Source organism: Amycolatopsis decaplanina DSM 44594, from assembly GCF_000342005.1.
Taxonomy (GTDB): Bacteria; Actinomycetota; Actinomycetes; order Mycobacteriales; family Pseudonocardiaceae; genus Amycolatopsis; species Amycolatopsis decaplanina.
Window position 1 is genome coordinate 179448 of sequence record NZ_AOHO01000069.1, and the last position, 20497, is coordinate 199944.

Annotated in this window: 16 protein-coding genes and 2 pseudogenes; 3 read left to right on the plus strand and 15 right to left on the minus strand. The window is 68.4% G+C overall.

Translation table 11 applies throughout. From position 1 onward, the window contains the following. Nucleotides 1-278: 278 nt before the first annotated feature. The 8 genes from H074_RS28055 to H074_RS28090 all read right to left on the minus strand — a co-directional run bounded on the left by H074_RS28055 (nt 279) and on the right by H074_RS28090 (nt 12201). Nucleotides 279-3068 carry an AfsR/SARP family transcriptional regulator gene (locus H074_RS28055; RefSeq protein WP_007033452.1) on the minus strand — a complete coding sequence of 930 codons (2790 nt, stop codon included), beginning with the start codon at nt 3066-3068 and terminating at the stop codon, nt 279-281. 387 nt (nt 3069-3455) lie between these two features. Beyond that, nucleotides 3456-4355 (minus strand): ectoine hydroxylase, encoded by a 900-nt coding sequence (gene thpD / locus H074_RS28060; RefSeq protein ID WP_007033453.1) that lies wholly within the window; start codon nt 4353-4355, stop codon nt 3456-3458. A 24-nt stretch (nt 4356-4379) separates the two neighbouring features. Next, nucleotides 4380-4769 (minus strand): ectoine synthase, encoded by a 390-nt coding sequence (locus H074_RS28065; RefSeq protein WP_007033454.1) that lies wholly within the window; start codon nt 4767-4769, stop codon nt 4380-4382. Between the two features lie 34 nt (nt 4770-4803). Beyond that, a complete protein-coding gene (ectB, locus tag H074_RS28070) occupies nt 4804-6054 on the minus strand; it encodes a diaminobutyrate--2-oxoglutarate transaminase (RefSeq protein WP_007033455.1) in 1251 nt (416 codons plus the stop codon). Between the two features lie 38 nt (nt 6055-6092). Then, nucleotides 6093-6584 (minus strand): diaminobutyrate acetyltransferase, encoded by a 492-nt coding sequence (gene ectA / locus H074_RS28075; RefSeq protein ID WP_007033456.1) that lies wholly within the window; start codon nt 6582-6584, stop codon nt 6093-6095. A 223-nt stretch (nt 6585-6807) separates the two neighbouring features. Continuing rightward, nucleotides 6808-9822 carry a patatin-like protein gene (locus H074_RS28080; protein ID WP_007033457.1) on the minus strand — a complete coding sequence of 1005 codons (3015 nt, stop codon included), beginning with the start codon at nt 9820-9822 and terminating at the stop codon, nt 6808-6810. 344 nt (nt 9823-10166) lie between these two features. After that, nucleotides 10167-11411 carry a DUF445 domain-containing protein gene (locus H074_RS28085; protein ID WP_039923574.1) on the minus strand — a complete coding sequence of 415 codons (1245 nt, stop codon included), beginning with the start codon at nt 11409-11411 and terminating at the stop codon, nt 10167-10169. Between the two features lie 7 nt (nt 11412-11418). Further along, complete coding sequence (locus H074_RS28090) at nt 11419-12201, minus strand: Abi-alpha family protein (protein WP_007033459.1); 783 nt, start codon at nt 12199-12201, stop codon at nt 11419-11421. Between the two features lie 80 nt (nt 12202-12281). Here H074_RS28090 and H074_RS28095 point away from each other — a divergent pair, with 80 nt between their 5' ends. After that, nucleotides 12282-13151: a maleylpyruvate isomerase family mycothiol-dependent enzyme gene (locus tag H074_RS28095; protein WP_152521523.1), complete on the plus strand. Its 870-nt coding sequence runs from the start codon at nt 12282-12284 to the stop codon at nt 13149-13151. On the opposite strand, the pseudogene H074_RS28100 reads toward H074_RS28095, so the two are convergent. Then, a pseudogene (locus H074_RS28100) lies at nt 13114-13410 on the minus strand (pyridoxamine 5'-phosphate oxidase family protein); the annotation flags it as partial. The gene H074_RS28095 and the pseudogene H074_RS28100 overlap by 38 nt on opposite strands. Nucleotides 13411-13466: 56 nt before the next feature. Between H074_RS28100 and H074_RS28105 the strand changes: the two are divergent. Further along, nucleotides 13467-13643, plus strand: a pseudogene (locus tag H074_RS28105) (helix-turn-helix domain-containing protein); the annotation flags it as partial. Here the strand turns inward: H074_RS28105 and H074_RS28110 are convergent. Genes H074_RS28110 through H074_RS28125 form a run of 4 tightly spaced genes read right to left on the minus strand, consistent with a single transcriptional unit; the run spans nt 13631 to nt 16772 of the window. Next, nucleotides 13631-13987, minus strand: a complete 357-nt coding sequence (locus tag H074_RS28110) for a LapA family protein (protein ID WP_007033463.1) — start codon at nt 13985-13987, stop codon at nt 13631-13633. The pseudogene H074_RS28105 and the gene H074_RS28110 overlap by 13 nt on opposite strands. A gap of 38 nt (nt 13988-14025) precedes the next feature. Further along, nucleotides 14026-15174 (minus strand): dipeptidase, encoded by a 1149-nt coding sequence (locus H074_RS28115; RefSeq protein ID WP_007033464.1) that lies wholly within the window; start codon nt 15172-15174, stop codon nt 14026-14028. Nucleotides 15175-15210: 36 nt separating this feature from the next. Next, the gene (locus tag H074_RS28120) at nt 15211-15816 is read right to left on the minus strand and encodes an alpha/beta hydrolase (RefSeq protein WP_007033465.1); all 606 of its coding nucleotides are present in this window, start codon (nt 15814-15816) and stop codon (nt 15211-15213) included. Then, a complete protein-coding gene (locus H074_RS28125; protein ID WP_007033466.1) occupies nt 15813-16772 on the minus strand; it encodes a ring-cleaving dioxygenase in 960 nt (319 codons plus the stop codon). Before H074_RS28125 ends, H074_RS28120 begins: the two co-directional genes overlap by 4 nt. Before the next feature lie 98 nt (nt 16773-16870). Between H074_RS28125 and H074_RS28130 the strand changes: the two genes are divergently transcribed. Further along, entirely contained in the window at nt 16871-17332 is a 462-nt protein-coding gene (locus H074_RS28130) for a MarR family winged helix-turn-helix transcriptional regulator (RefSeq protein WP_007033467.1), read from the plus strand. 116 nt (nt 17333-17448) lie between these two features. Here H074_RS28130 and H074_RS28135 read toward each other — a convergent pair whose 3' ends face one another. Then, nucleotides 17449-19056: a benzoate-CoA ligase family protein gene (locus H074_RS28135; protein ID WP_007033468.1), complete on the minus strand. Its 1608-nt coding sequence runs from the start codon at nt 19054-19056 to the stop codon at nt 17449-17451. A 19-nt stretch (nt 19057-19075) separates the two neighbouring features. After that, nucleotides 19076-20497: a benzoyl-CoA 2,3-epoxidase subunit BoxB gene (gene boxB / locus H074_RS28140; RefSeq protein ID WP_007033469.1), complete on the minus strand. Its 1422-nt coding sequence runs from the start codon at nt 20495-20497 to the stop codon at nt 19076-19078.

A 20497-nucleotide genomic window follows, 5' to 3' on the forward strand; every position in this document is an offset into this window, starting at 1 on the left:
CCCAGCGCGATTCGGCACCAGGTTGCGGTACTTGCGCGTGCAACCATCGCAATCCGGTGCCGAATCGCGAGGCGCCGCCTGGCGGCCGGCCGGTATCGCCCCCACCTCCACCGGCCGGACCGCCACGAGCCGCTCCTGGCGGCTCTTCAGACGGCCCCGGAAAGGGCCCGCCCGAGCGCCGATCACTACCGCACGCCCCTCCCCTAGGGCTCGATCGACGCTGAACGGGACCCTACGCGCGTGAGCGGCGAGGCCACTAAGAATCCGCTAAGGATCACTCACGGACGTTCGCCGAGGCCCGTGAGTTCCGCACGGACGAGTCCGGCGAGCTTCGGATTGGCGTCCGCGAGGATCTTCAGCGCGAGCCCGAACTGCTCGCGGGCACCGTCCACATCCGACGCGGCCCGCAGCACCCTGCCCAGCGTCAACCTCAGTACACCCTCCTGGAGGACGAACCGCCTGCTGATCGTCAAGTCCACGGCCTCCCAGACATACCGCTCGGCAGCCGCGAGTTCGCCGATCCTCATGCTCAATTCGGCCAGATTGTTCAGCGAGACGACGACGTAGCTTTCGTCGCCGAGGGTCCGGTCGATCTCCAGCGAGGCGACCTGGTGCCCGATCGCGTCGATGAACCGCCCGGCCCGCTTCTCGGCCTCGGCGCAGTTGTTGAGCGCCTGCCCGCGCAGTTCGAGGTCGCCGGTCCGGTCGGTCTCCTCGACCGCCCGCCGCAACGTCTTGATGGCCTCGTCGTACCGGCCGAGCAGGGTCAGCGCGGAGCCGAGGTGGATGTTCGCCGAGACCATCAGCCGGTTGTCGCCGATCGCGCTCGCGAGTTCCAGCGCGCGTTCGGCGTCGGCGAGGCATCCCTGCGGCAGCTCGAAGGTGAGCGCGATGGCGCAGCGCGAGATCAGCATCCAGCACCGGCCGAGCACGTCGCCGGACCGTTCGGCGGCCTCCAGTCCGATCTCGACCAAGCGCGTCCACTCGTCCAGCAGCGGGTACACCGCGCGATAGGTGTGCGCGACCCTCGCCAGCCGCCAGACGTCGTCGTGGCGTCCGCCGGCGCGGGCGGCTTCGAGGACTTCGAGGAGGTTCTCCCATTCGGCGGTGAACCAGTCCTGCGCTTCGTCGAAGGAACCGATCGGCGGTGTCTGCGCGTCGCTCAGCACGTCGGTGAAGTCGAGGGGGTCGACGATCCGTAGCATCTTGCGCCGGGCCCGGTCTGCGACGGCCTGGTAGAACCGCACCGAGCGTGACAGGACGTCCTCCCGCTCGGCCTCGTCGAGTTCGTTCTCCGCCAGTTCGCGGAGGAACAGGCGGACGAGGTCGTGCGGGGCGAAGGAGTCGCGGCCGGTTTCGGCGAGCAGGTTGTGCGCGGCGAGCACCCGCAGATGCCGCCGCGCCTCGGCGACGGTGATCCCGCCGATCGCGGCCGTCAGATGCGAACCGGCCGAAACGCACTGGACCACGCCGAGCCGCAGGAACGTGTTCGCGACCTCGGGCGGCAGTCCCCGGAACGAGACGTCGAACGCCGCGCGGACCCCGTCGTCCGGGCCGTCGACGTCGAGCGCGGCCAGCCTGGTCCGTTCGTTGCCGAGTTCGGCGACCAGGTCCTGCGCGGACCACTGCGCGCTGGCGGCGAGCCGGGCGCCCGCGATCCGCAGCGCGAGCGGGAGGTAACCGCAGAGCCGGGCGAGCGCGTGGTTGAGGTCGAATCCGGCGGGCCCGGCGAGTTCCTCGATCAGCCGGACGGCGTCACCGGGCGCGAGCGTGCCGAGCACCCGCAGTCTGGCGGCGTTGGACACGGCCAGCCCGTCGAGCCTGGAACGGCTGGTCACCAGCGTCATCGACCGCGAGCCGGGCGGCAGCAACGGCCGGACCTGCTCGGCCGAGCGGGCGTTGTCGAGGATCACCAGCATCCTGCGGCCGGCGATCATCGAACGGTAGAGGGCGACGCGTTCGTGGACCTGTTCCGGGACGCCCTCGGCCGGGACGCCGAGCCCGAGCAGGAACTGGGTGAGCAGGTCCGCGGGCTCGAGCGGCGGGTGATGCGGGTCGAAACCCCGCAGCGAGGCGAAAAGGATGCCGTCGGGGAAGCGGCGGACCGCGCGATGCGCCCACCACACCACCAGGCTGCTCTTGCCGATCCCGGCGGTCCCGGTGACCACGCCGACCGCGGTCTCGCCCGCTTCGGCCCGATCGGCGAGCGCGTCGAGCCAGGCCAGATCGGCCTCGCGCCCGGCGAGGTTCGGCACGGCGGGCGGCAGCTGCTGGACGGGCGCCGCCTCGGCCTTCGGTTCGGCGACGACCTTGACCGGCAGGTCGTCGTTGAGGACGCGTTCGTGCAGCCAGCGCAGGTCCGCGCCGGGTTCGACGCCGAGGGTGCGCAGGGTCGCCCGGGACACCGTGCGGTAGAGCTCGAGCGCGTCGCCGCGGCGCCCGGCGTGGTAGAGCGCGCGCATCAGCTGACCGGCCGTGCGTTCGGCGAGCGGGTTCGCCCGGACCAGCGGACTGAGCTCGACGATCAGTTCCGCGTGCCTGCCGAGTTCGAGGTCCGCGTCGACCCTGGCGCCGTGGACGGCGAGCCGCAGATCCTCCAGTTCGGGGGCGCGGACCGAACCCGGCACGCCGGCCAGCGCGGGCCCCTGCCACAGCGCGAGGGCCTCGGCGAGCAGTCCGGACGCCTTCTCCGGCTCTTCCGCCGAAGCCCGCTCCAGCAGCGACCGGGCGTGGTGGACGTCGATGCGGTCGGGTTCGACGGTGAGCTGATAGCCGGGCGGAGCGGTGAGGATCCGGGCGCCGCGCGGATGGTCACCCTGGATACCCCGCAGCACGCGCCGCAGGTGGGAGACGTTGCCGTGGACGATCGTGCGGGCGGTGGCGGGCGGGTCGTGACCCCAGAGCGCGTCGATGATCTCTTCGAGCGCGACGACCTTGTTGACCTTCAGCGCCAGCAGCGCGAGCAGACCGCGGACACCGGGACCGCCGACGGGGACCGGCCGTTCGCCGTCGAGCAGCTGCACGGGACCGAGAAGCTGGAAACGGGCAGGGGAACCGCTTTCGCCCATGACAAGCCCCTCCCCCGATCTCCCCTTACCGGAGTAGCCAACCTACCTCGCGAAGACGTCGCCAACCAGAAGAGCCTGGGCGACGCCGCATGCCGTGAAGGCCCTCAAGCCGAAAGCCTCGTGAGTGGTAAGGCAGGTTAGAACCGTCCTTACCACTCACGAGATCAAAAAAAGGCTCCGTGCCATCAGTCCCGATCTGATGGCACGGAGCCGGACATCGGCGTCCACGTCCGTCCGGGTGGGCTCACCCCGAGCGAAGAACCCGTTCGGTCGTCGACAACATCTACGTGAGCGAGCCCACTGGCCCCCTCCCGTGGCGACAACGTAACAGGGCGCATACCGACGGCTACAAGCGCCCCGCCACGGCCTTCACCACCTGCGGTTTCGTCAGCGCGACAGCGGGGTCGAGTCGCGGCCGGCGATGAACGCCGGCCGCGGTTCGATCGCGGCGAACGGCTCCCGCAAGGCGTTCTCGACGCTGTTGAACACGACGAAGATGTTCGACCTCGGGTACGGCGTGATGTTGTTCGACGAACCGTGCATCACATTCGAATCGAACCAGAGCGCGGAACCGGCCTGTCCGGTGAATTGATCGATTCCGTATTCGGCGGCGAGTTCGGTGATGTCTTCCTCGCTCGGGACACCGACCCGCTGCTCTTTCAGCGAACTCTTGTAATTGTCCTCCGGGGTTTCCCCGGCGCATTGGACGAAGGTCCGCTGCGAACCCGGCATCACCATCAGCCCGCCGTTGAACGGGTAGTTGTCGGTGAGCGCGATGGAGCAGCTGACCGCGCGCGGCACGGGCATGCCGTCCTCGGCGTGCCAGGTCTCGAAGTCCGAGTGCCAGTAGAACCCGGTGCCCTTGAAGCCGGGCATGTAGTTGACGCGGCTCTGGTGGACGTAGACCTCGGAGCCGAGGATCTGCCGGGCCCGGTCGAGCACACGGGGGTCGCGGACGAGCTCCGCGATCAGCTCGCTGGTCTCGTGGACGTCGAAGATGGAGCGGACCTCACCGGTCTTCGCCTCGGTGATGACGCGCTCGTCGTCGCGGTGGTCCCCCGACGACATGCGGACGAGTTCCTGCCAGTACGTCTGGACCTCGCCAGGCGACAGCAACTGGTCGACGACGGTGTAACCACGCGTTTCGTGGTTGGCGAGCGTGGCCGCGTCCAAGGGGCCGTCGGCCTCGGTGCCCCAGACGGTGGGGTGCGTCCTGGGCAGGTGTTCGGGCTTACCCGTGATGCGGGTCGGGTAACTGTCGTCGACTCGGGTGTCGGTCAGCGTCAATGCGGTCGCCTCCTCGAGCGATTTCTACGGTTCGGTGACGAGCGGGTACACGCCGTTTTCGTCGTGGACCTCACGGCCGGTGATGGGCGGGTTGAACACGCATACGCACTTGATCTCGGTCTTGGGCCTGACCTGGTGCTTGTCGTGGTCGTTGAGCAGGTACAACGTGCCCGGCTTCAGCTGGAAGACCTCGCCGGTCGCGGTATTCTCGAGCTCGCCTTCACCGGAGGTGATGAACACCGCTTCGATGTGGTTCGCGTACCAGAAGTCGTTGACCGTCCCGGCGTACAACGTGGTCTCGTGCACCGAGAAACCGACGCCCTCCTTGGCCAGCACGATGCGCTTGCTGCGCCAGTTCGGGGTCTTGATGTCGGCGTCGGTGTCGGTGACCTCGTCGAGAGTTCTGACAAGCAAGGGGAAACTCCTTCTCGTTCTTGGTTGAGGGCGATCAGTTCAGGACAGTGGCGACGGCCTCGTCGATGATCGACAGGCCCTTCGTGAGTTCGTCGTCGGTCAGCGTGAGCGGCGGAAGGACCTTCATGACCTCGCCGTCGGGGCCGGAGGTCTCCATCAGCAGCCCGCGCTCGAACGCGGCGGCGCAGACCTTGCCCGCGAGGTCGCCGTCGGCGAACTCGATGCCCCGGGCCAGGCCGCGGCCCTTCGCGAACAGGTTCGCGTCCGGATACGCCTCGACGATGCCCTGGAAGGCGGCGGCGATGCGCTCGCCCTTGGCCTTGGTGGACTTCTCCAGCTCGTCGTCGCTCCAGTAGACGCGCAGCGCCTCGGCGGCGGTGACGAACGCCGGGCTGATGCCGCGGAAGGTGCCGTTGTGCTCGCCCGGCTCCCAGACGTCGAGGTCCGGGCGGATCAGCGTCAGCGCCATCGGGATGCCGTAGCCGCCGATGGACTTCGAGAGACAGACGATGTCGGGCTTGATGCCCGCGTCCTCGAAGCTGAAGAACGGGCCGGTGCGGCCGCAGCCCATCTGGACGTCGTCGAGGATCAGCAGGATGCCGTGCTTCTTGCACAGGTCGTCAAGCGCCTTGAGCCACTCGATACGCGCGGCGTTGATGCCGCCCTCGCCCTGCACGCCTTCGACGATGACGGCGGCGGGCTCGTTCAGGCCGCTGCCGGAGTCTTCGAGCAGCTTCTCGAAGTAGAGGAAGTCCGGGATGGAGCCGTCGAAGTAGTTGTCGTACGGCATCGGGGTGGCGTGCACCAGCGGGACACCCGCGCCGCCACGCTTCATAGAGTTGCCGGTCACCGAGAGGGCGCCCAGCGTCATCCCGTGGAAGGCGTTGGTGAAGTTGATGACCGACTCCTTGCCGGTCACCTTGCGGGCGAGCTTCAGCGCGGCCTCGACCGCGTTCGCGCCACCCGGACCGGGGAAGACGACCTTGTAGTCGAGATCGCGCGGCCGGAGGATCTTCTCCTTGAACGTCTGGAGGAAGTCGCGCTTGGCCACGGTGAACATGTCGAGCGCGTGCGTGACTCCGTCACGGGCGATGTAGTCGATCAGCGCTCGTTTCAGCGCCGGGTTGTTGTGCCCGTAGTTGAGCGCGCCGGCGCCGGCGAAGAAGTCGAGATAGGCCTTGCCGTCTTCGTCGTACAGGTAGCTCCCCTGGGCCCTGTCGAACACGACGGGCCAGCCACGGCTGTAACTGCGTACTTCGGATTCGAGTTCCTCGAAAATGCTCATCACGTTTTCTTTCTCCCTGAGATCCCCGGATTTACGTTCTATCGACTGCTGAGCGGACCGATTCGGTACAGGTCCTCCTGCTCATGCGTTCCTTCCTCGGCCGGGAAATCCGCCGCGGAGAACAGATCCTGGCGTTCCACGGTGGTGTCCCACCGCTTGGCGAACGAGGCGAACAACCGGATCGAAGCCTCGTTGTCCGGCGTGATCGTCGTTTCGAGGTACCGCACGCCCTGGGCGATCAGACGGCCGAACAGCTCGTCGAGCAGAGCTCCGGCCAGGCCTTTTCCTCGCTGGGACGCGTCGACCGCGACCTGCCAGACGAAGCCGGTGTCCTGCTTCCGGTACCCGATCACGAAGCCGACCGGCGTGCCGTCGACTTTCGCGACGACCGAGGTGTCGGCGAAATCGTGGCACCACAGTAAATAGGCGTAAGGCGTGTTGAGATCGAGCTTCTTCGAATCGCGGGCGATTCTCCAGAGCGCGGCACCGTCCGCCTTGGTCGGATTTTCGATCAAGTGCTTTCCGGACATGTCCGAGAAACGTACCGGAGGAATCGGGCGCGGTCAGATCAGCGCGGCGGCGGCAACGCGGCTACCTGCAACAACCCCGAAACACACGTGACAAAGGTAACGGTAACGTTTGAAGCGCAGCACTTGTGGGTAAGGCCGCTTCGTTGCGGTCTCACTGCACGTGACGATACCAACCGTTACCACTTCGTCGCAGGGTCAGGGCGCGATTCGGCATTCGATTCCGCTATTCACGGCGCCGCTTGCGACCCGCGATCGAACCGAGCGGCGTCCAGATGGCGGGCAGCACGAGCAGCAGGCAGACGACCAGCCACCAGACCGGCGCCTCGCCGCGCCGCCAGCCCGCCACGACGGCGCCGAGCCAGCCGAACAGCGGGTCGCGCACCGGCGGCAGGAACGCGGCGAACAGCAAGGCCGCCCCCGCCAGCACGCCGAGCACCGTGAGCACCATCCGCCACGTCTTGCGCAACGTCATCAGGCTGATCACCAGGAACACGACGGCGCCCGCGGCGACCGGCACCCCGACCCACTCCAGGACGGGGCCGCCCTGTCCACCCAGGACGAAGCCGGCCAGCACGGTGATCAGCGCGGCGAGCACGTTCCACGGTGACGGCAAGGTGGCCGCGCCGCGCGTGATCCACCACGCGCTGCGCCCGGCGGCCTTGGCGAAGGTCGCGGCGGGCTGGACCGACTTCGGCACCCGCGTCGCCCCCGCGGCCGCGTTGAGCCCGGCGGCGCCGGCCTTGACCAGCGTCTTCGTCAGCAGCATCGTTCCGCGTTCGTGTTCGAACCGTTCACCGGAGACCTGGCACGCCTGGAACGCGCGCTGGGTCTGCTCGTCGGTTTCCGGCTCGTTCTCGACGAGCTTCCTAAACCGTTCCGACGGTTTCCCGTTCCCCTTGGCCGTTTTCGCGTCGTGTCCGCAGTGGAGGCCGACACACGGCAGTTCCTCGCGCGCGATCTCCAGTTGCCGGACCCTGGCGAGCACCATCGCCGTCACCGGCATGCTGATCGGGAGGCCTGCTTCTCCTTCCACATCGGCGAGTTCGCCGTCGAGGCCGAGGAAAGCCAGTTCGCCGGCCAATTGCGCGCGCAGGGCGTCCGCTTCCTCCGAAGACAGTCCGTCTTCGGTACCGGGCTGCCGCCAGCCGATCTTCTCGAAGGTGTCCCGGACCTGTGTCCGGAACGCCTCCCGCCCGACGACGTCGCGCAGCAGCCGCAGGCGTTTCGGGTCGAGCAGGCACTGGACCAGCCAGCCCGCCCCGTCGACCCGGCCCCACATCCAGTCGTTCGCGCGCCACGAAGCCTTGTAGAACGCGCCGAAGTAGTCGGCCTGCATACCGGTGAGCTTGTCCCACGAACGGCGTCGCTTCATGTCCAGCAGCGTCCGCGAATCCGCGCTCACCTGGACGAGATCGACCCGCTGGTCGACCGACGGCGCCTGCGCGAGCAGTCCCCGGGTCGCGATGTGCAGGCGCACCAGCCGTGAGGTGACGATCGGATCGGCGGTTTCATCAACGGCGCTCTTGGCGTCGGCAGTTTTATCGTCGGCGCTCTTGTCGTCGGCGGTGAGGCCGGTCCACGCCAGCAGCGTGCTGACCGTGTCGGCGGCCTCGGTGTCGGGTTTCGCCTGTGCCAGCGGCAAAAGAACCGGCGTCGCCTGCCGGAGCGCGGCGACGACGAGCGGCCACGCCTCCTTCAGCGTTTCCGAGCGGCCGAGTCCGGCCCATTTCTCGGCGAGGCCTTCGATCCAGGCGGCCAGCGTGACGTCGGCCGTCGGCGGATCCTGTTCGGTGACCCAGCTCGCGAGCCGTTTCCCGCGTGCGGCCTTGTGCCGCGCCTCGTGCAGCAGCACGCGGCAACGATTGAGCTGCAACGCCTGCTCCGGCGACGGATCGAGCCGGAAGCCCGCGTTCACCAACTGGAGGCCGGTGGCCACCGAATCGTCGAGCGCGGTGGTGCGGAAGGCGACCAGGTCCGCGAGTTCACAGGTGTCCTTCGGCGGCTCGGCCGGCAGGCCGTCACGCAACCCGGCCGCCGCGGCCGCGCGCAGCTGCGCCGCCGTGCCGGACGCCCACTGGCGGCCTTGATCCTCCACATCGGACAGTGAGAGCCTGCGGGTCGCCTCGCGGACCAGCGCGGTGGCGTCCTCCTGCACCCGCCGGTCGCGGTAGTCGTTCATCAGCCGCTGGTCGACCAGCGTGTCCGGCCCGCCTCGAACCCCCATCGCGGCCAGGGAGACACGGGTCCCCCTTGTCCGGACGACGGCGTCGTTGTGCCTGGTCAGATCCTCGAGTTCGGCGCTGATCGTCTGGCTCAGCACGCTGCCGACGACCTTGCTCATCGCGCTGCCCAGCAGCGGCGGCCGCTCGGCGTCGACCGCGACCCGCTCGGCCTGGCGTTCCGCCGTCGGCACCACGTACAGCAGCAGTCGCCGGACGTCCGAATGCGACTGCCGTTCGAAGATCTCCCTCAGCGCCGGGCGCAACGGCTTGTTCAGCAGCACCCCGCCGTCGGTGAGCCAATGCGACCGCGTGACGTCGGTGTAGCGGGTCATGTCCGGATGCAGCGGGCCGGTCTTCTCACCGATCGGCATCCGGGAGAGTTCGAACGCGCCGGGGAACGACGCGGTGGAGCGGGCCGCGAGCGCGAGCGGGCCCACCACGTCGTCCGTCCATAAGGGACCATCGAAGCGGAACAGGAGGCGATGTTCGGTGTCCCGCACCAGGTTTCCGAGCGCGTCGTCGAACCTGGTCGTCTCGCCGTCGATCATCGTGCCGGTGAGCAGCACGGTGATGTCGGGGCAGTCGGGTTTCACCGTCGCCTTGTCGGTGATCCGGTGCAACGCTTCCTTGAGATCCCCGAGCAGCACCTTGTCGCCGTCGAGCAGCGAACGCGGTTCCTTCTCGCCGGGGTCGCGGATCAGGTTGTCGAGCGATCCCGTGCTGATCCACGTGTCGCGCAGCACCTGCGGACTCGACCGGAACGCCTCGGCCAGCCCGAGACACGCCGCGTTGATGCCGCCCGCGCTCGTGCCGGTGAGCACGTCGAGCGAGATGGTGGCGTTGAGCAGGTCGAGCAGGGCGCGGTACGGCCCCTCGGCTTCCGGCGCTCTCGACGCCTGGAGCAGATGCGAGGTCTCGGTGGCGACCCCGCCCATCCAGACCGCGAGGCTCGCCCCGCCCACCATGGTCATCGCCAGCCGGATCTCCTGCGGCCACGGACTCCCCGCGTCGGCCATGTGTGCCCTCCCCAAGGCTCAGTGCAGGGGCACTCTAGACCGGACGGGCGAGTCGTTGTACCGCCGATGGTGCGCCCATACGGGCAAGTGAGCGCCGGACCGTGGTGGGGCTCGTGAGTGGCGATTCGGGTTAGAACACGACTTGCCACTCACGACCCCCTGTACCCGGTGCGCTCCTGGCGGACTGACATGTCGCGAAAGCCACTTTCGCGACGTTGGATGTCCCACTGTGGCTTTCGCGACACTCCATCCGCGGCGAGGGCAGCGCGCTCAGGCGTTGAGCCGGGTCTCGTGAGCGGTGAGGACGGTTCTAACCGTCCTCACCACTCACGAGCCCACCGACCTCAGGCGGCGAAGTGCTCCAGCAACAGCACCTGGGCCTCACCGACGGCGAAGCCGAGGACGGCACCGGTGGCGATCAGGATCCATTCGTCCTGCTGGAAGGCCGGCCGCAGCAGTCCCTCGAACTCGCGCGGCGACAGCTCCTTCATCTTGGTCACCAGCACGTTCCGGATGTCCATCGCGTCGTTCGCGTAGTCCTCGATGTACCGCATGGTCTCGGGCAGCTTGTCCATGATCTTCTCGGCGATGTTCAGCTTCATGTCCTGATACCGCCTGCTGCCGACGGCGAACACCACCAGCGGTTTCCCGACGCCGACGCGGCGCCCGAGCTGTTCGTCGAGCTGGCGCTGGATCAGCCCGAGCACCCGGTCCGACAGCGGGCCGTGCAGCACCGCCTCGATCACGTTGTGCGGGGTGATGATCTCCTTCGCGATCAGCGCGCCGTACGCCTCCGCGACCTCGCCGCGCCGCTTCAGGAACAGGCCCTGCCAGCGCACGCCGAAGTACCGGCGTTCCTCGATCGGGTAGAAGATCATCCGCAGCGCGAGCCAGTCGGTGAACCAGCCGGTGAAGAGCCCGAACAGCGGCATGATCAGCGGGAACTTGAACAGCACCCACGCGATCATCTGGATGACGCCGATCAGCCCGCCGAAGAAGATGCCCGAGCGGGCGATGAACTTGAACTCCTTGTCGCCCGCCTCCTGGAAGATCCGGTTCAGCAGCCGTTTGTCCTTGACCAGTGCGGTGACCACCATGCCCTTGAGGTCGAACACACTGTCCACATCGGACTTGATCAGCTCCAGCACGGCCGCGACCATCCGCGGCGTCTCGGCCTGGACGCGCTGGATCACCAGCCGCTGCATCCCCACCGGCAGCGATTCCCACAGCCCCGGCTGATAGTGGGCGGCGACGTCGCGCACGATGTCCTCGACGGCGGCCTGAAGCGGTTTTTCGATCTCCTTGGCGATTCTCTGCGGATCGAGCCGGGCGACGACCTCGGCCGGTTTGATCAGCTGCTCGGTCATCGTGTCGCAGGCGATGCTCGCCATCCGCGCGGCGCGTTTGGGCACGATGCCCTGCCAGCCGAGGAAGGGTTTGATCCCGATGAACTCGACCGGCTGGAACATCATCCGGATAGCGACGAGTTTGGTGGTGTAGCCGATCAGGGCGGCGACGACCGGGATGGAGACGTAGAGCGGCCAGTGCCTGCCGAAGTCGGCGAGGATCCCGTCGAGGAACGCACCCATGCCGAGGTCAGCCGGCACTCGGGTCGCAGGCCTGCCAGAACTGGGCGCCGAGCCGGGAGATATGGACCGTGCGCTTGACGAACTTGGCCCGTTTGACCGACTTCTCCGCCTCGCGGACGGTCTCGTCGGTCAGCAGGATCTCGTACTGCGTCTCCAGCGCGGGCACCTCCTCGTCCAGCTCGACCAGGCCGAGCCCGATCAGCCTGGTGAGGTAGCCGGGCACCTGGTCCGGCAGCGAAACCCCGGCGGCCTTGCCGACGGTGGAGGCGTTGCGCAGCACGAACCGCCCGGCGGCACCGAGGCTCGTCCGCTCGGCGACGTCGACGGCGGGGAACGGCGAGCCGTCGGAAAGCGCGGAAAGGATGCGGGCCTCGTCCGGCGTGAGCTGCCGCAGGATGATCGCGTAGAGGTACTCGCGGGCACGCTCGCGGCCGAAGCCGATCGAATGATTGAGCAGTTCGGCCATCGCGGCGCGGAGCGGTTCGAGCTGGGCGCGGGTGTGCACGAGGGTGATGGTCGCCTCGACCGGCCGCGAACCATTGGTGTCCGGCCGGTTCATCGCGGACGCGGCGGTGAGCGCGGCGTGGTACGGGTCGTCGACCTCGTCGAGACGGCGGCGCAGCTCCGAAAGCAGCTGCCGCTCGCCCTGTTTGATGACCTGCTCCGCGATTTCGACGCCGGGGAGCTTGCGGCTGAACTCGAAACCCGTGCGGGCGGCCCAGCCCGCCAGCTGCCCCGCGCGTTTGGCGAAAGCGGCCAGGTCTTCACCGGCGGGTCGATCGTTGCTCACGGGTACTCCCCTCGCGTTCGCGCTGATGCTACCTGCGAGTAGGCCGAATGGCCGAAATTGTGATGGACCCGGGTGTTTGGATGGTGACCATGAGCTTCACGCGCTGGGGTCCGCCGATCGACGTCCTCCCGCTGTTCGCGCGGGAGGAGCAAGCCCTGCTCGACGTGCTGACCGGACTGGACGCGGACCAGTGGGCCGCGCCGACGGTGTGCACGGGCTGGACGGTGCACGATCTCGCCGCCCACATCCTGGGCGACAAACTCGGCAGGCTGTCCCGCGACCGCGACGACTATCGGGCGACGGCGCCCCGCGAGGGCGAACGGTTCGGTGACTTCATCGATCGGATCAACGACGAATGGGTGGTCGCGTGCCGCCGGCTGTCGCCCGAAGTGCTGTTCGCGATGCTGGTGGACAGCACCTCACAGATCGCCGAGATGTGGGGCCGCGCCGATCTCGACGCCATCGGCGAGCCGGTGAGCTGGGCCGGGGACGAACCGGCGCCGGTCTGGCTCGACGTCGCCCGTGAGTACACCGAGTTCTGGGTGCATCAGCAGCAGATCCGCGAGGCCGTGGACGCGCGGGCGCTGGACGAGCCGGAATTCCGCGGTCCGGTGATCGACACCTTCATGCGGGCGCTGCCGCACACGCTGCGTGACGTCGACGCGCGCGCCGGCAGGCAAGTCGCCTACACCGTCACCGGCCAGGGCGGCGGGAAGTGGACGGCGCGACGGGCCGCCGACGGCTGGGAACTCGACCGCGTCGCGCCGACGTCACGCTCGCCGCTGGCCTCGGTGACGACGGACGCGGACACCTTCTGGCGGCTATGCACCCGGAACCCGGCGGACCGCGACCGGGTCACCGCCGAGGGCGACGAAAACGTTTGCGCAGCTGTGCTCGGGATGACGTCGATCATCACATCAGGTAACGACTCGCCTGCTCCGGCCGGATGACGAGCCGCACGAGATCCATGGTCTGGATCCCGGCGAGCTCGCCCGAGTGGGCCGGGTCGTCGAGGTCCCAGTAGCGCTCCGCGAGGCGGGCGGCCAGCTCGTGTGCCCCGTCGGGCTCCAGCGCGGCGCGGCCGGAAACCGAGACCCAGCGCTCGCGTTCACCCATCGGCGCGGCCACGATGATCGAGGCGCGGGGGTCGTCGCCCAGCCGCCGCACCTTGGGCGAGTCCCGGGGCGTGAACAGCTGGATCGTGCCGTCTCACGCGGCGAAGGGCGCTTTCAGTTCCCTTAACCGCTCCCTGCGCGAATGGTTCGACCCGCTGGCGTATGACGCTCGCGGCGGATCTCCTCGCCGGTCCGGAGTCCGCGACCATCTCGGACATCGCCCGTACCGTGGGCTGCTCCGACGCCTTCGGGTTCAGCGTGGCGTTCGAACGCGTGCGGGGCGTCGACCCGAGCGAGTTCCGGCGCGGCACCCCTCAGCGCAGCTGATGCCGGGACTTCTTGGCCTGCTTGCGCAGCTGCAGGATCCGGGCGCCGCCGACGAGCGCGACCAGCGCGCCACCGGCGATCACGGAGAACAGCATCGCGACCGCCAGCGGCATGCTGCCGGACATGCCCAGGAAGTGGACGGTGGCCGTGTCCTGGTTCTGCAGGATGAACACGAGCAGGAACACCAGCACGATCAGCGCCACGATGACGGCGATCCAGGTGCCGCTCACCCGGGTCCGTTTGAGTTTCGGGCCGGCGTCGAATTTACCGCTGTGGCGTGCGCCGCCCGCGGTCTCGTGCGGTTTGACGGGAACCTCGGCGGTGCCCTCCTCCGGCTGCGTCATGCAGGACAGTGTCCGCCGAAGCGGGCTTGATCGCGCTCTCAAGCGTCCGAACGGGTGACCTCGTCCGCCGCGCGCAGCACGCGCAAGGTGTTCTTCCCGGCCAGCTTCGCGCAGTCCTCTTCACTCCAGCCGCGTTCCAGTAGCGCGGCGAACAGCACCGGGTACTTCGAAACGTCTTCGAGGCCTTCGGGCAGCGTCGCGACTCCGTCGTAGTCGCCCCCGAGGCCGATGTGGTCGACACCGGCCACTTCGCGCGCGTGCTCGATGTGCGCGACGACGTCGTCGATGCCGGCCTTCGGCTTCTCGGGACCGCCTCGCTCCGCGGTGAACTTCGTGCGCTGGTCGATGTTCCGGTAGTCCTTGCCCGCGGCTTCCATGTCCTGGCGCAGCCGGTCGTCCCATTCGGCGACCTTCGGCGAGATGAAGCCCGGCACGAACGTCACCATCGCGACGCCGTCCTTGGCCGCCAGCGTCTCCAAGACGTCGTCGGGGATGTTGCGGGGATGGTCGTTGACCGCGGTGCAGGAGGAGTGGCTGAAGATCACCGGCGCGGAACTGACCTCCAGCGCGCCGCGCATCGTGCTCGGCGCGACGTGCGAGAGGTCCACCAGCATGCCGATCTTGTTCATCTCGCGGACGACGTCGCGGCCGAAGTCGGTGAGCCCGCCGTGCGCGGGTTCGTCGGTGGCGGAGTCGGCCCAGGTGGTGTTGTAGTTGTGCGTCAGCGTCATGTAGCGGACGCCGAGGCGGCGCAGGATCCTCAGCACACCAAGGGATTCGGCGATGCTGTGGCCGCCCTCGGCGCCCAGCAGCGACGCGATCTTGCCGTCGCGGAAAGCGGCTTCGGCCTGGTCGGCGGTGTCCACGAGGGCCAGGCGATCGGGGTAACGCTCGGCCATCTGGTGCACGATCTCGATCTGTTCGAGCACCGCCGTCACCGCGCTGTGCCCCTCGAACTGACAAGGCACGTAGACGGACCAGAACTGCATCCCGAGCCTGCCTTCGGCGAGCTTCGGGAAGTCGGTGTGCAGATGCGGCTGGCGGACCGTGAGATCCGTGCCGGCGACGGCCTCGACCGGGTCCGGCCCGGTCGTGACCCGCAGCTCCCATGGCAGATCGTTGTGCCCGTCCGCGAGGAGGACCCTCATCAGCAGGGCCTGGGCGCGGACGAGGTCCCCGTTAGTCATCCGACGATGCTACGTTCGCGTGCTTTGCTCTCCCCGCTATGGGTTGAGCCACCCCGCGGCCGCTACCAAACCGTTGCCGGTCACCTGGTGCCCGCCGGGGTGACGGTGGGCGACGACGTCCGCGCCGCGCTCGCGCAGATCACGGACGAGCGCCTCCGTCGAAGCCAGCGGCGCCATCGGATCGTGTTCGCCGTTCGACAGGAAGACCCGCGTACCGGACAGATCGTTCCGTGGCGGGGAAGGAAGCGGCGACATCGCCGCGAACAGCGCGGCCTCCCTGACGGCGTCCGGGCGGAGAAGGGTCACCGCGGCGGCGATGTTGGCGCCGTTGGAGAACCCGATGGCGACCAGCCGCCGGTCCCCGAGGCCGTACTCCTCGCGCGAGGCGATCACGAAATCGGCCAGCTGGTTCGCGCGGAGGACGACGTCCTCGTGGTCGAAAACGCCCTCCGCCAGCCGGCGGAACCACCGGGCCGCACCGTGTTCCGACACCGGCCCGGCCGGCGCGAGCAGCGCCGACGCCGGGCTCAGCTGCCGGGCGAGCGACACGAGATCGTCCGGCCCGCCGCCGGTGCCGTGCAGGAGCAGCAGCACCGGCTCGTCGGGCACCCCTTCGACGTACTTGTGCTCCAAGGTGATCATCGCGGGTTGTTCTCGCTCGGGAGGTCCAGCTTCGGCAGCATGGCCTCGATGTCCTCGCGCTGGGGTTCCAGCCACGGCGGCAGCTTCAGCGCGCGGCCGAGTTCCAGCATCGGCTCGTCGATCGCGAAGCCGGGTTCGTCGGTCGCGACCTCGAGCAGGGTGCCGCCCGGCTCGCGGAAGTAGATCGAGCGGAAGTATTGACGGTCCAAAATGGACGTCACGTTCACGCCGTCGTCGATCAGCTCGTCCCGCCACGCGGCCTGGGTCTGTTCGTCCGGCGCGCGCCAGGCGACGTGGTGCACGGTGCCCGCCGCCACCAGCCCGCGCGGGGCGTCCGGCGTCACGAGGACGTCGACGAGCGCGCCGGGGCCACCCTCACCGGCGGAGAACCGGAGGCGATTGCCCTCTTGCTGTTCGAAGGCCAGGCCGAGGCCATCGGTCAGCATCCCGGCGGTCGCGTCCTCTTTGGACACCGAAAGCGTGACGGAGTGCAGACCGCGGATGGCGTGCTCGGCGGGGACGAGCTTCGTGTCCCACGGGTCGCGCGGGTCACCCTGCGGATGCGCGACGAGCGCGAGCTTCAAGCCGTCCGGGTCGAGGAAGGTGAGCGTCTCCTCGCCGTCGGAGTCGCGGACCTGGCTCGTCTCGACGCGGTTTTCGGCGAGGTGCCGCTTCCACCAGCCGAGTGAGGCCTCCGGTACGGAGAACGACGTCGTGGTCGCCTGGCCGGTGCCGTGACGACCCTTCGGCGCGTCCTTCCACGGGAAGAACGTCATCAGCGAGCCGGGCTTGCCGGACCCGTCGCCGTAGTAGAGGTGGTACGTGCCGGGGTCGTCGAAGTTCACGGTGGTCTTCACCAGCCGCAGGCCGAGTGCCCGGGTGTAGAAGTCCGCGTTGCGCTGGGGGTCGCCACCGATGGCGGTGACGTGGTGCAGGCCCGAAGTCTTGATCGACATGATGCCCCTCCTCTGGAGCCGGTGAACTCAAGCTAACCCGATAACCTCTCGCGCGCAAGATATATTCCAGGAAGAGTTCTGGGTGTACCCTCGCACGCGTGACGGTGGTGAAATCGGAGGAACCGAACGACGACGAAGTGGTCACGTGGTGGGGGCTGGTGATCGAGGGCTACCTGGCCACGCAGAACAAGCTGATGGGCGAGATCGCCGAACGGTTCGGCCTGGCGCCGGCTTCGTTCGACATCCTGCTGCGGCTCGTGCGATCACCCGAGCACCGGATGCCGATGACGCGGCTGGCCGTCGAGGCGGCGTTGTCCAGCGGCGGATTCACCAAGGTCGCGGACCGGCTCGTCGCCGCGGACCTGATCTGCCGCGTGCCGAGCCCGGACGACCGCCGCGTCACGTTCGCCGCGCTCACCGACCACGGCCTCGACGTCGCGCAAAAGGCGAGAGAGGCGTGCGCGGAGATCCTGCGGCGCATCGTCCTGACTCCGCTCGGCGACGACGCGTCCGGCCTCGCCGAGGCGATGCGGACTTTGCGCACCGTCAACGGCTCGTGACACCCCCGCCGATCACGCGTGCTCGACGCCGGAACTCGCGTGCTTGAAGCCGGAACTCGTGAGATCCGGCTTCAAGCACGCGAGATCCGGCTTCAAGCACGCGTGATCAGCGAGGGTCAGCCGGGCAGGGGCGAGGCGGGATCGGGCTGGTAGGCCCGCACCTCGTACATGTCCCGCACCAGTTCCCGGATGACGTTGCGCCGGATCTTCCCGGTCGCCGTCTTCGGCAGTTCGCCCAGCTCGACGACGCCCCGCGGCCGTTTGAACGACGCCAGCCCGGCCCGGCAGAACTCGATCAGCTCGTCCGCGTCCAACCGGCGGCCGGGCACGCCGACCACGCACGCGACCGCTTTCTCGATGCCGTCGGCGTCGAAGGCGGCCACCACCGCGACCTCGGCGACCGCCGGATGCTGCAGCAGCCTGTCCTCGACCTCGGCGGGCGATACCCAGATCCCGCCCGGTTTCAGCATGTCGTTGAAACGCCCCAGACAGGTGTAGCTCCCGTCGGCGTCGCGCACGAAGCTGTCACCCGTCCGCAGCCACTCGCCCTGGAAGACCTGCTTCGTCGTCTCGTACCGCGCCCAGTACCCGGTCGCGATCGACGGCCCGGCGACGAACAGCTCACCGGGCTGCCCGTCCGGGACCGGCGCGCCGTGTTCGTCGCGCAGCGCGATCTCGTAGCCCGGCACCGGCACCCCGGTGCTGCCGGGACGGACCTGACGCGGCCGGTTGGACAGGAAGATGTGCAACGCCTCCGTCGAGCCGATCCCGTCGAGGATCTCGACGCCGAACCGGTCGCGGAACCGTTCGTACAGCACGGCGGGCAGCGGTTCCCCCGCCGAAACCGCTTGGCGCACCGAGGCGAACGTGTCGTCGGGGATGTCGCTGGCGAGCAGCGCGGCGTAGAAGGTCGGGACGGCGAAGAACAACGTCGGCCGCTCGGCGCGGGCCCTGGCGGCGATCAGGCCCGGGGTCGGCCTCGCCGGTTCGAGCAGCGTCGTGCCGCCCGCCGCGAGCGGGAAGAACGCCGAATTCCCCAAGCCATAGGCGAAGAACAGCTTCGGGACGGAAAGGAACCGGTCGTTCGGACCGACGTCCAGAACTCCGCGCGCGTACGTCTCGCAGACCGCGCGGATGCCCGCGTGCCGGTGCATCGCACCCTTCGGCTTGCCCGTCGTCCCCGAGGTGTACAGCCAGAGCGCGGGCGAGTCCTCCCAGGTCGGCGCCGGTTCGAAACCATCGTCGTCCACTGTGGACAGGTCGCTCCACTGATGCGCGCGGACCCCGGACGGCAGTTCGGCCGCCTTGGCCCTGTCCAGCACGACGTCGGTGACCTCCGGCGCCAGCCCCAGCCCGATCGTCGCCTGCGCGGCGAACTCGCCGGAGACGCACAGGACCCTGGCCCGCGAATCGGCGAGCATCTTGCCGAGGTCCAGTCCGGTGACCATGGTGGACACCGGCACCGCGACCGCTCCGGCCAGCATCGCGCCGAGGATCCCGGTGAGCAGTTCGACGTCGTCGACCATGCAGAACAGGACCCGCTCCTCCGGGCGGACGCCGATCGCCTTCAGCCCCGCCGCGACCCGGCGGCTTTCGGCCGCCAGCTCCGCGTACGTGAGACTTCGCCTCGGCGAAACGACCGCGTCCTTCGCGCCTCGCCCTTCCGCCAGATGCCGGTCGAGCAGGTAGCTCGCCGCGTTGAACCCGGTAGCAGCAGCGTTCACGGGCGCACCTTCTATCGGCTCAGCTCAGGTAAACGTATTCATAGTCGAACGGTTTCCCATTGATGCCCTGGCGTGGCGGCGCCACCCAGCTCGCGATCTTTCCTCGCTCGTACACCGGGTGCATCAGGGATCGGACGAAGGACAGGTCTTCAGGAGTGGGCAGCCACTTGCGTTTGCCGGCCAGCCAGGTCCGCTCGTCGACAACGGTGCCGTCGGGCGTCACATGGTGGCCGGAGTTTATGCCGACTTCGCGATTGAATCCAGGGTGCGGGAGGACGAATCGGAAGTCGACGCCCGCCTCGTCCAGGATCTTGTTCCAGCGGTTGACCCCGGTCTGGCAGTCGGCGCGGTACTCCTCCCGCAGGTCGAGGTTCAGCAGCAGGATGGCCGCGAGTTCCTCGGTCTCCCAGGTGCCGTCGGCTTTCGGCCGGGACAGCGATCCGGCGGCGTCGGTGAGCTTGTGGTCGTCCTTGCGGCGGGACTCCTGCCAGCGGCCTTTCAGTCCGGCGGTGTAGTAGTTCGCCGCGTTGGTCGACGTCTCGCCGCCGAACAGGTCGAGCGAGACGGTGTAGTGGAAGTTGAGGTAACGCTGGATGACGTCCAGCGGGATCCCGCCGTGCCCGGCGATGTCGAAGGTGTCGTGCTCGCGGATCAGTTCGGCACTGCGGGTGACCACCCTGTCGACACCCGTGGTGCCGACGAACATGTGGTGCGCCTCTTCCTTGAGCATGAATTCACAAGTGCGGGAAAGCGGGTCGAAGCCGCTTTCCTTGAGGGTGCCGAGCTGATACTTGCCATCACGATCGGTGAAATAGGTGAACATGTAGAACGCGAGCCAATCCGCGGTCTCCTCATTGAAGGCGCCGAGGATCCGCGGGGCGTCCGGACTTCCGGAATTCCGGAGCAGCAATCCTTCCGCTTCGTCCCGGCCTTCGCGGCCGAAGTAGGCGTGCAGCAGATACACCATCGCCCACAGATGGCGGCCTTCTTCGACATTGACCTGGAAGAGGTTGCGCAGGTCGTAGAGGCTCGGCGCGGTGAGCCCGAGCAGTTTCTGCTGTTCGACCGACGCGGGCTCGGTGTCACCCTGGATGACGATGAGCCGCTGCAGGTCGGCGCGGTATTCGCCGGGAACCTGCTGCCAGGCGGGCTCGCCCTTGTGCTCGCCGAAGCCGATGACGCGGTTCGGATCCGGCTCCGCGAGGAAGATCCCCCACCGGTAGTCCGGCACGTTGACGTGGCCGAAATGCGCCCAGCCGTCCCGGCCGACACTGACCGCGGTGCGCAGGTAGACCCCCTGCGTCCGCAGCGTGGGGCCCATTTCGCCCCACCAGTCCAGGAATTTCGGCTGCCATCCCTCCAGCGCACGCTGGAGGCGGCGGTCACCGGAGAGGTCGACGTTGTTGGGGATGTGCGCGTCGTAATCGATCTTGGTGGGCAT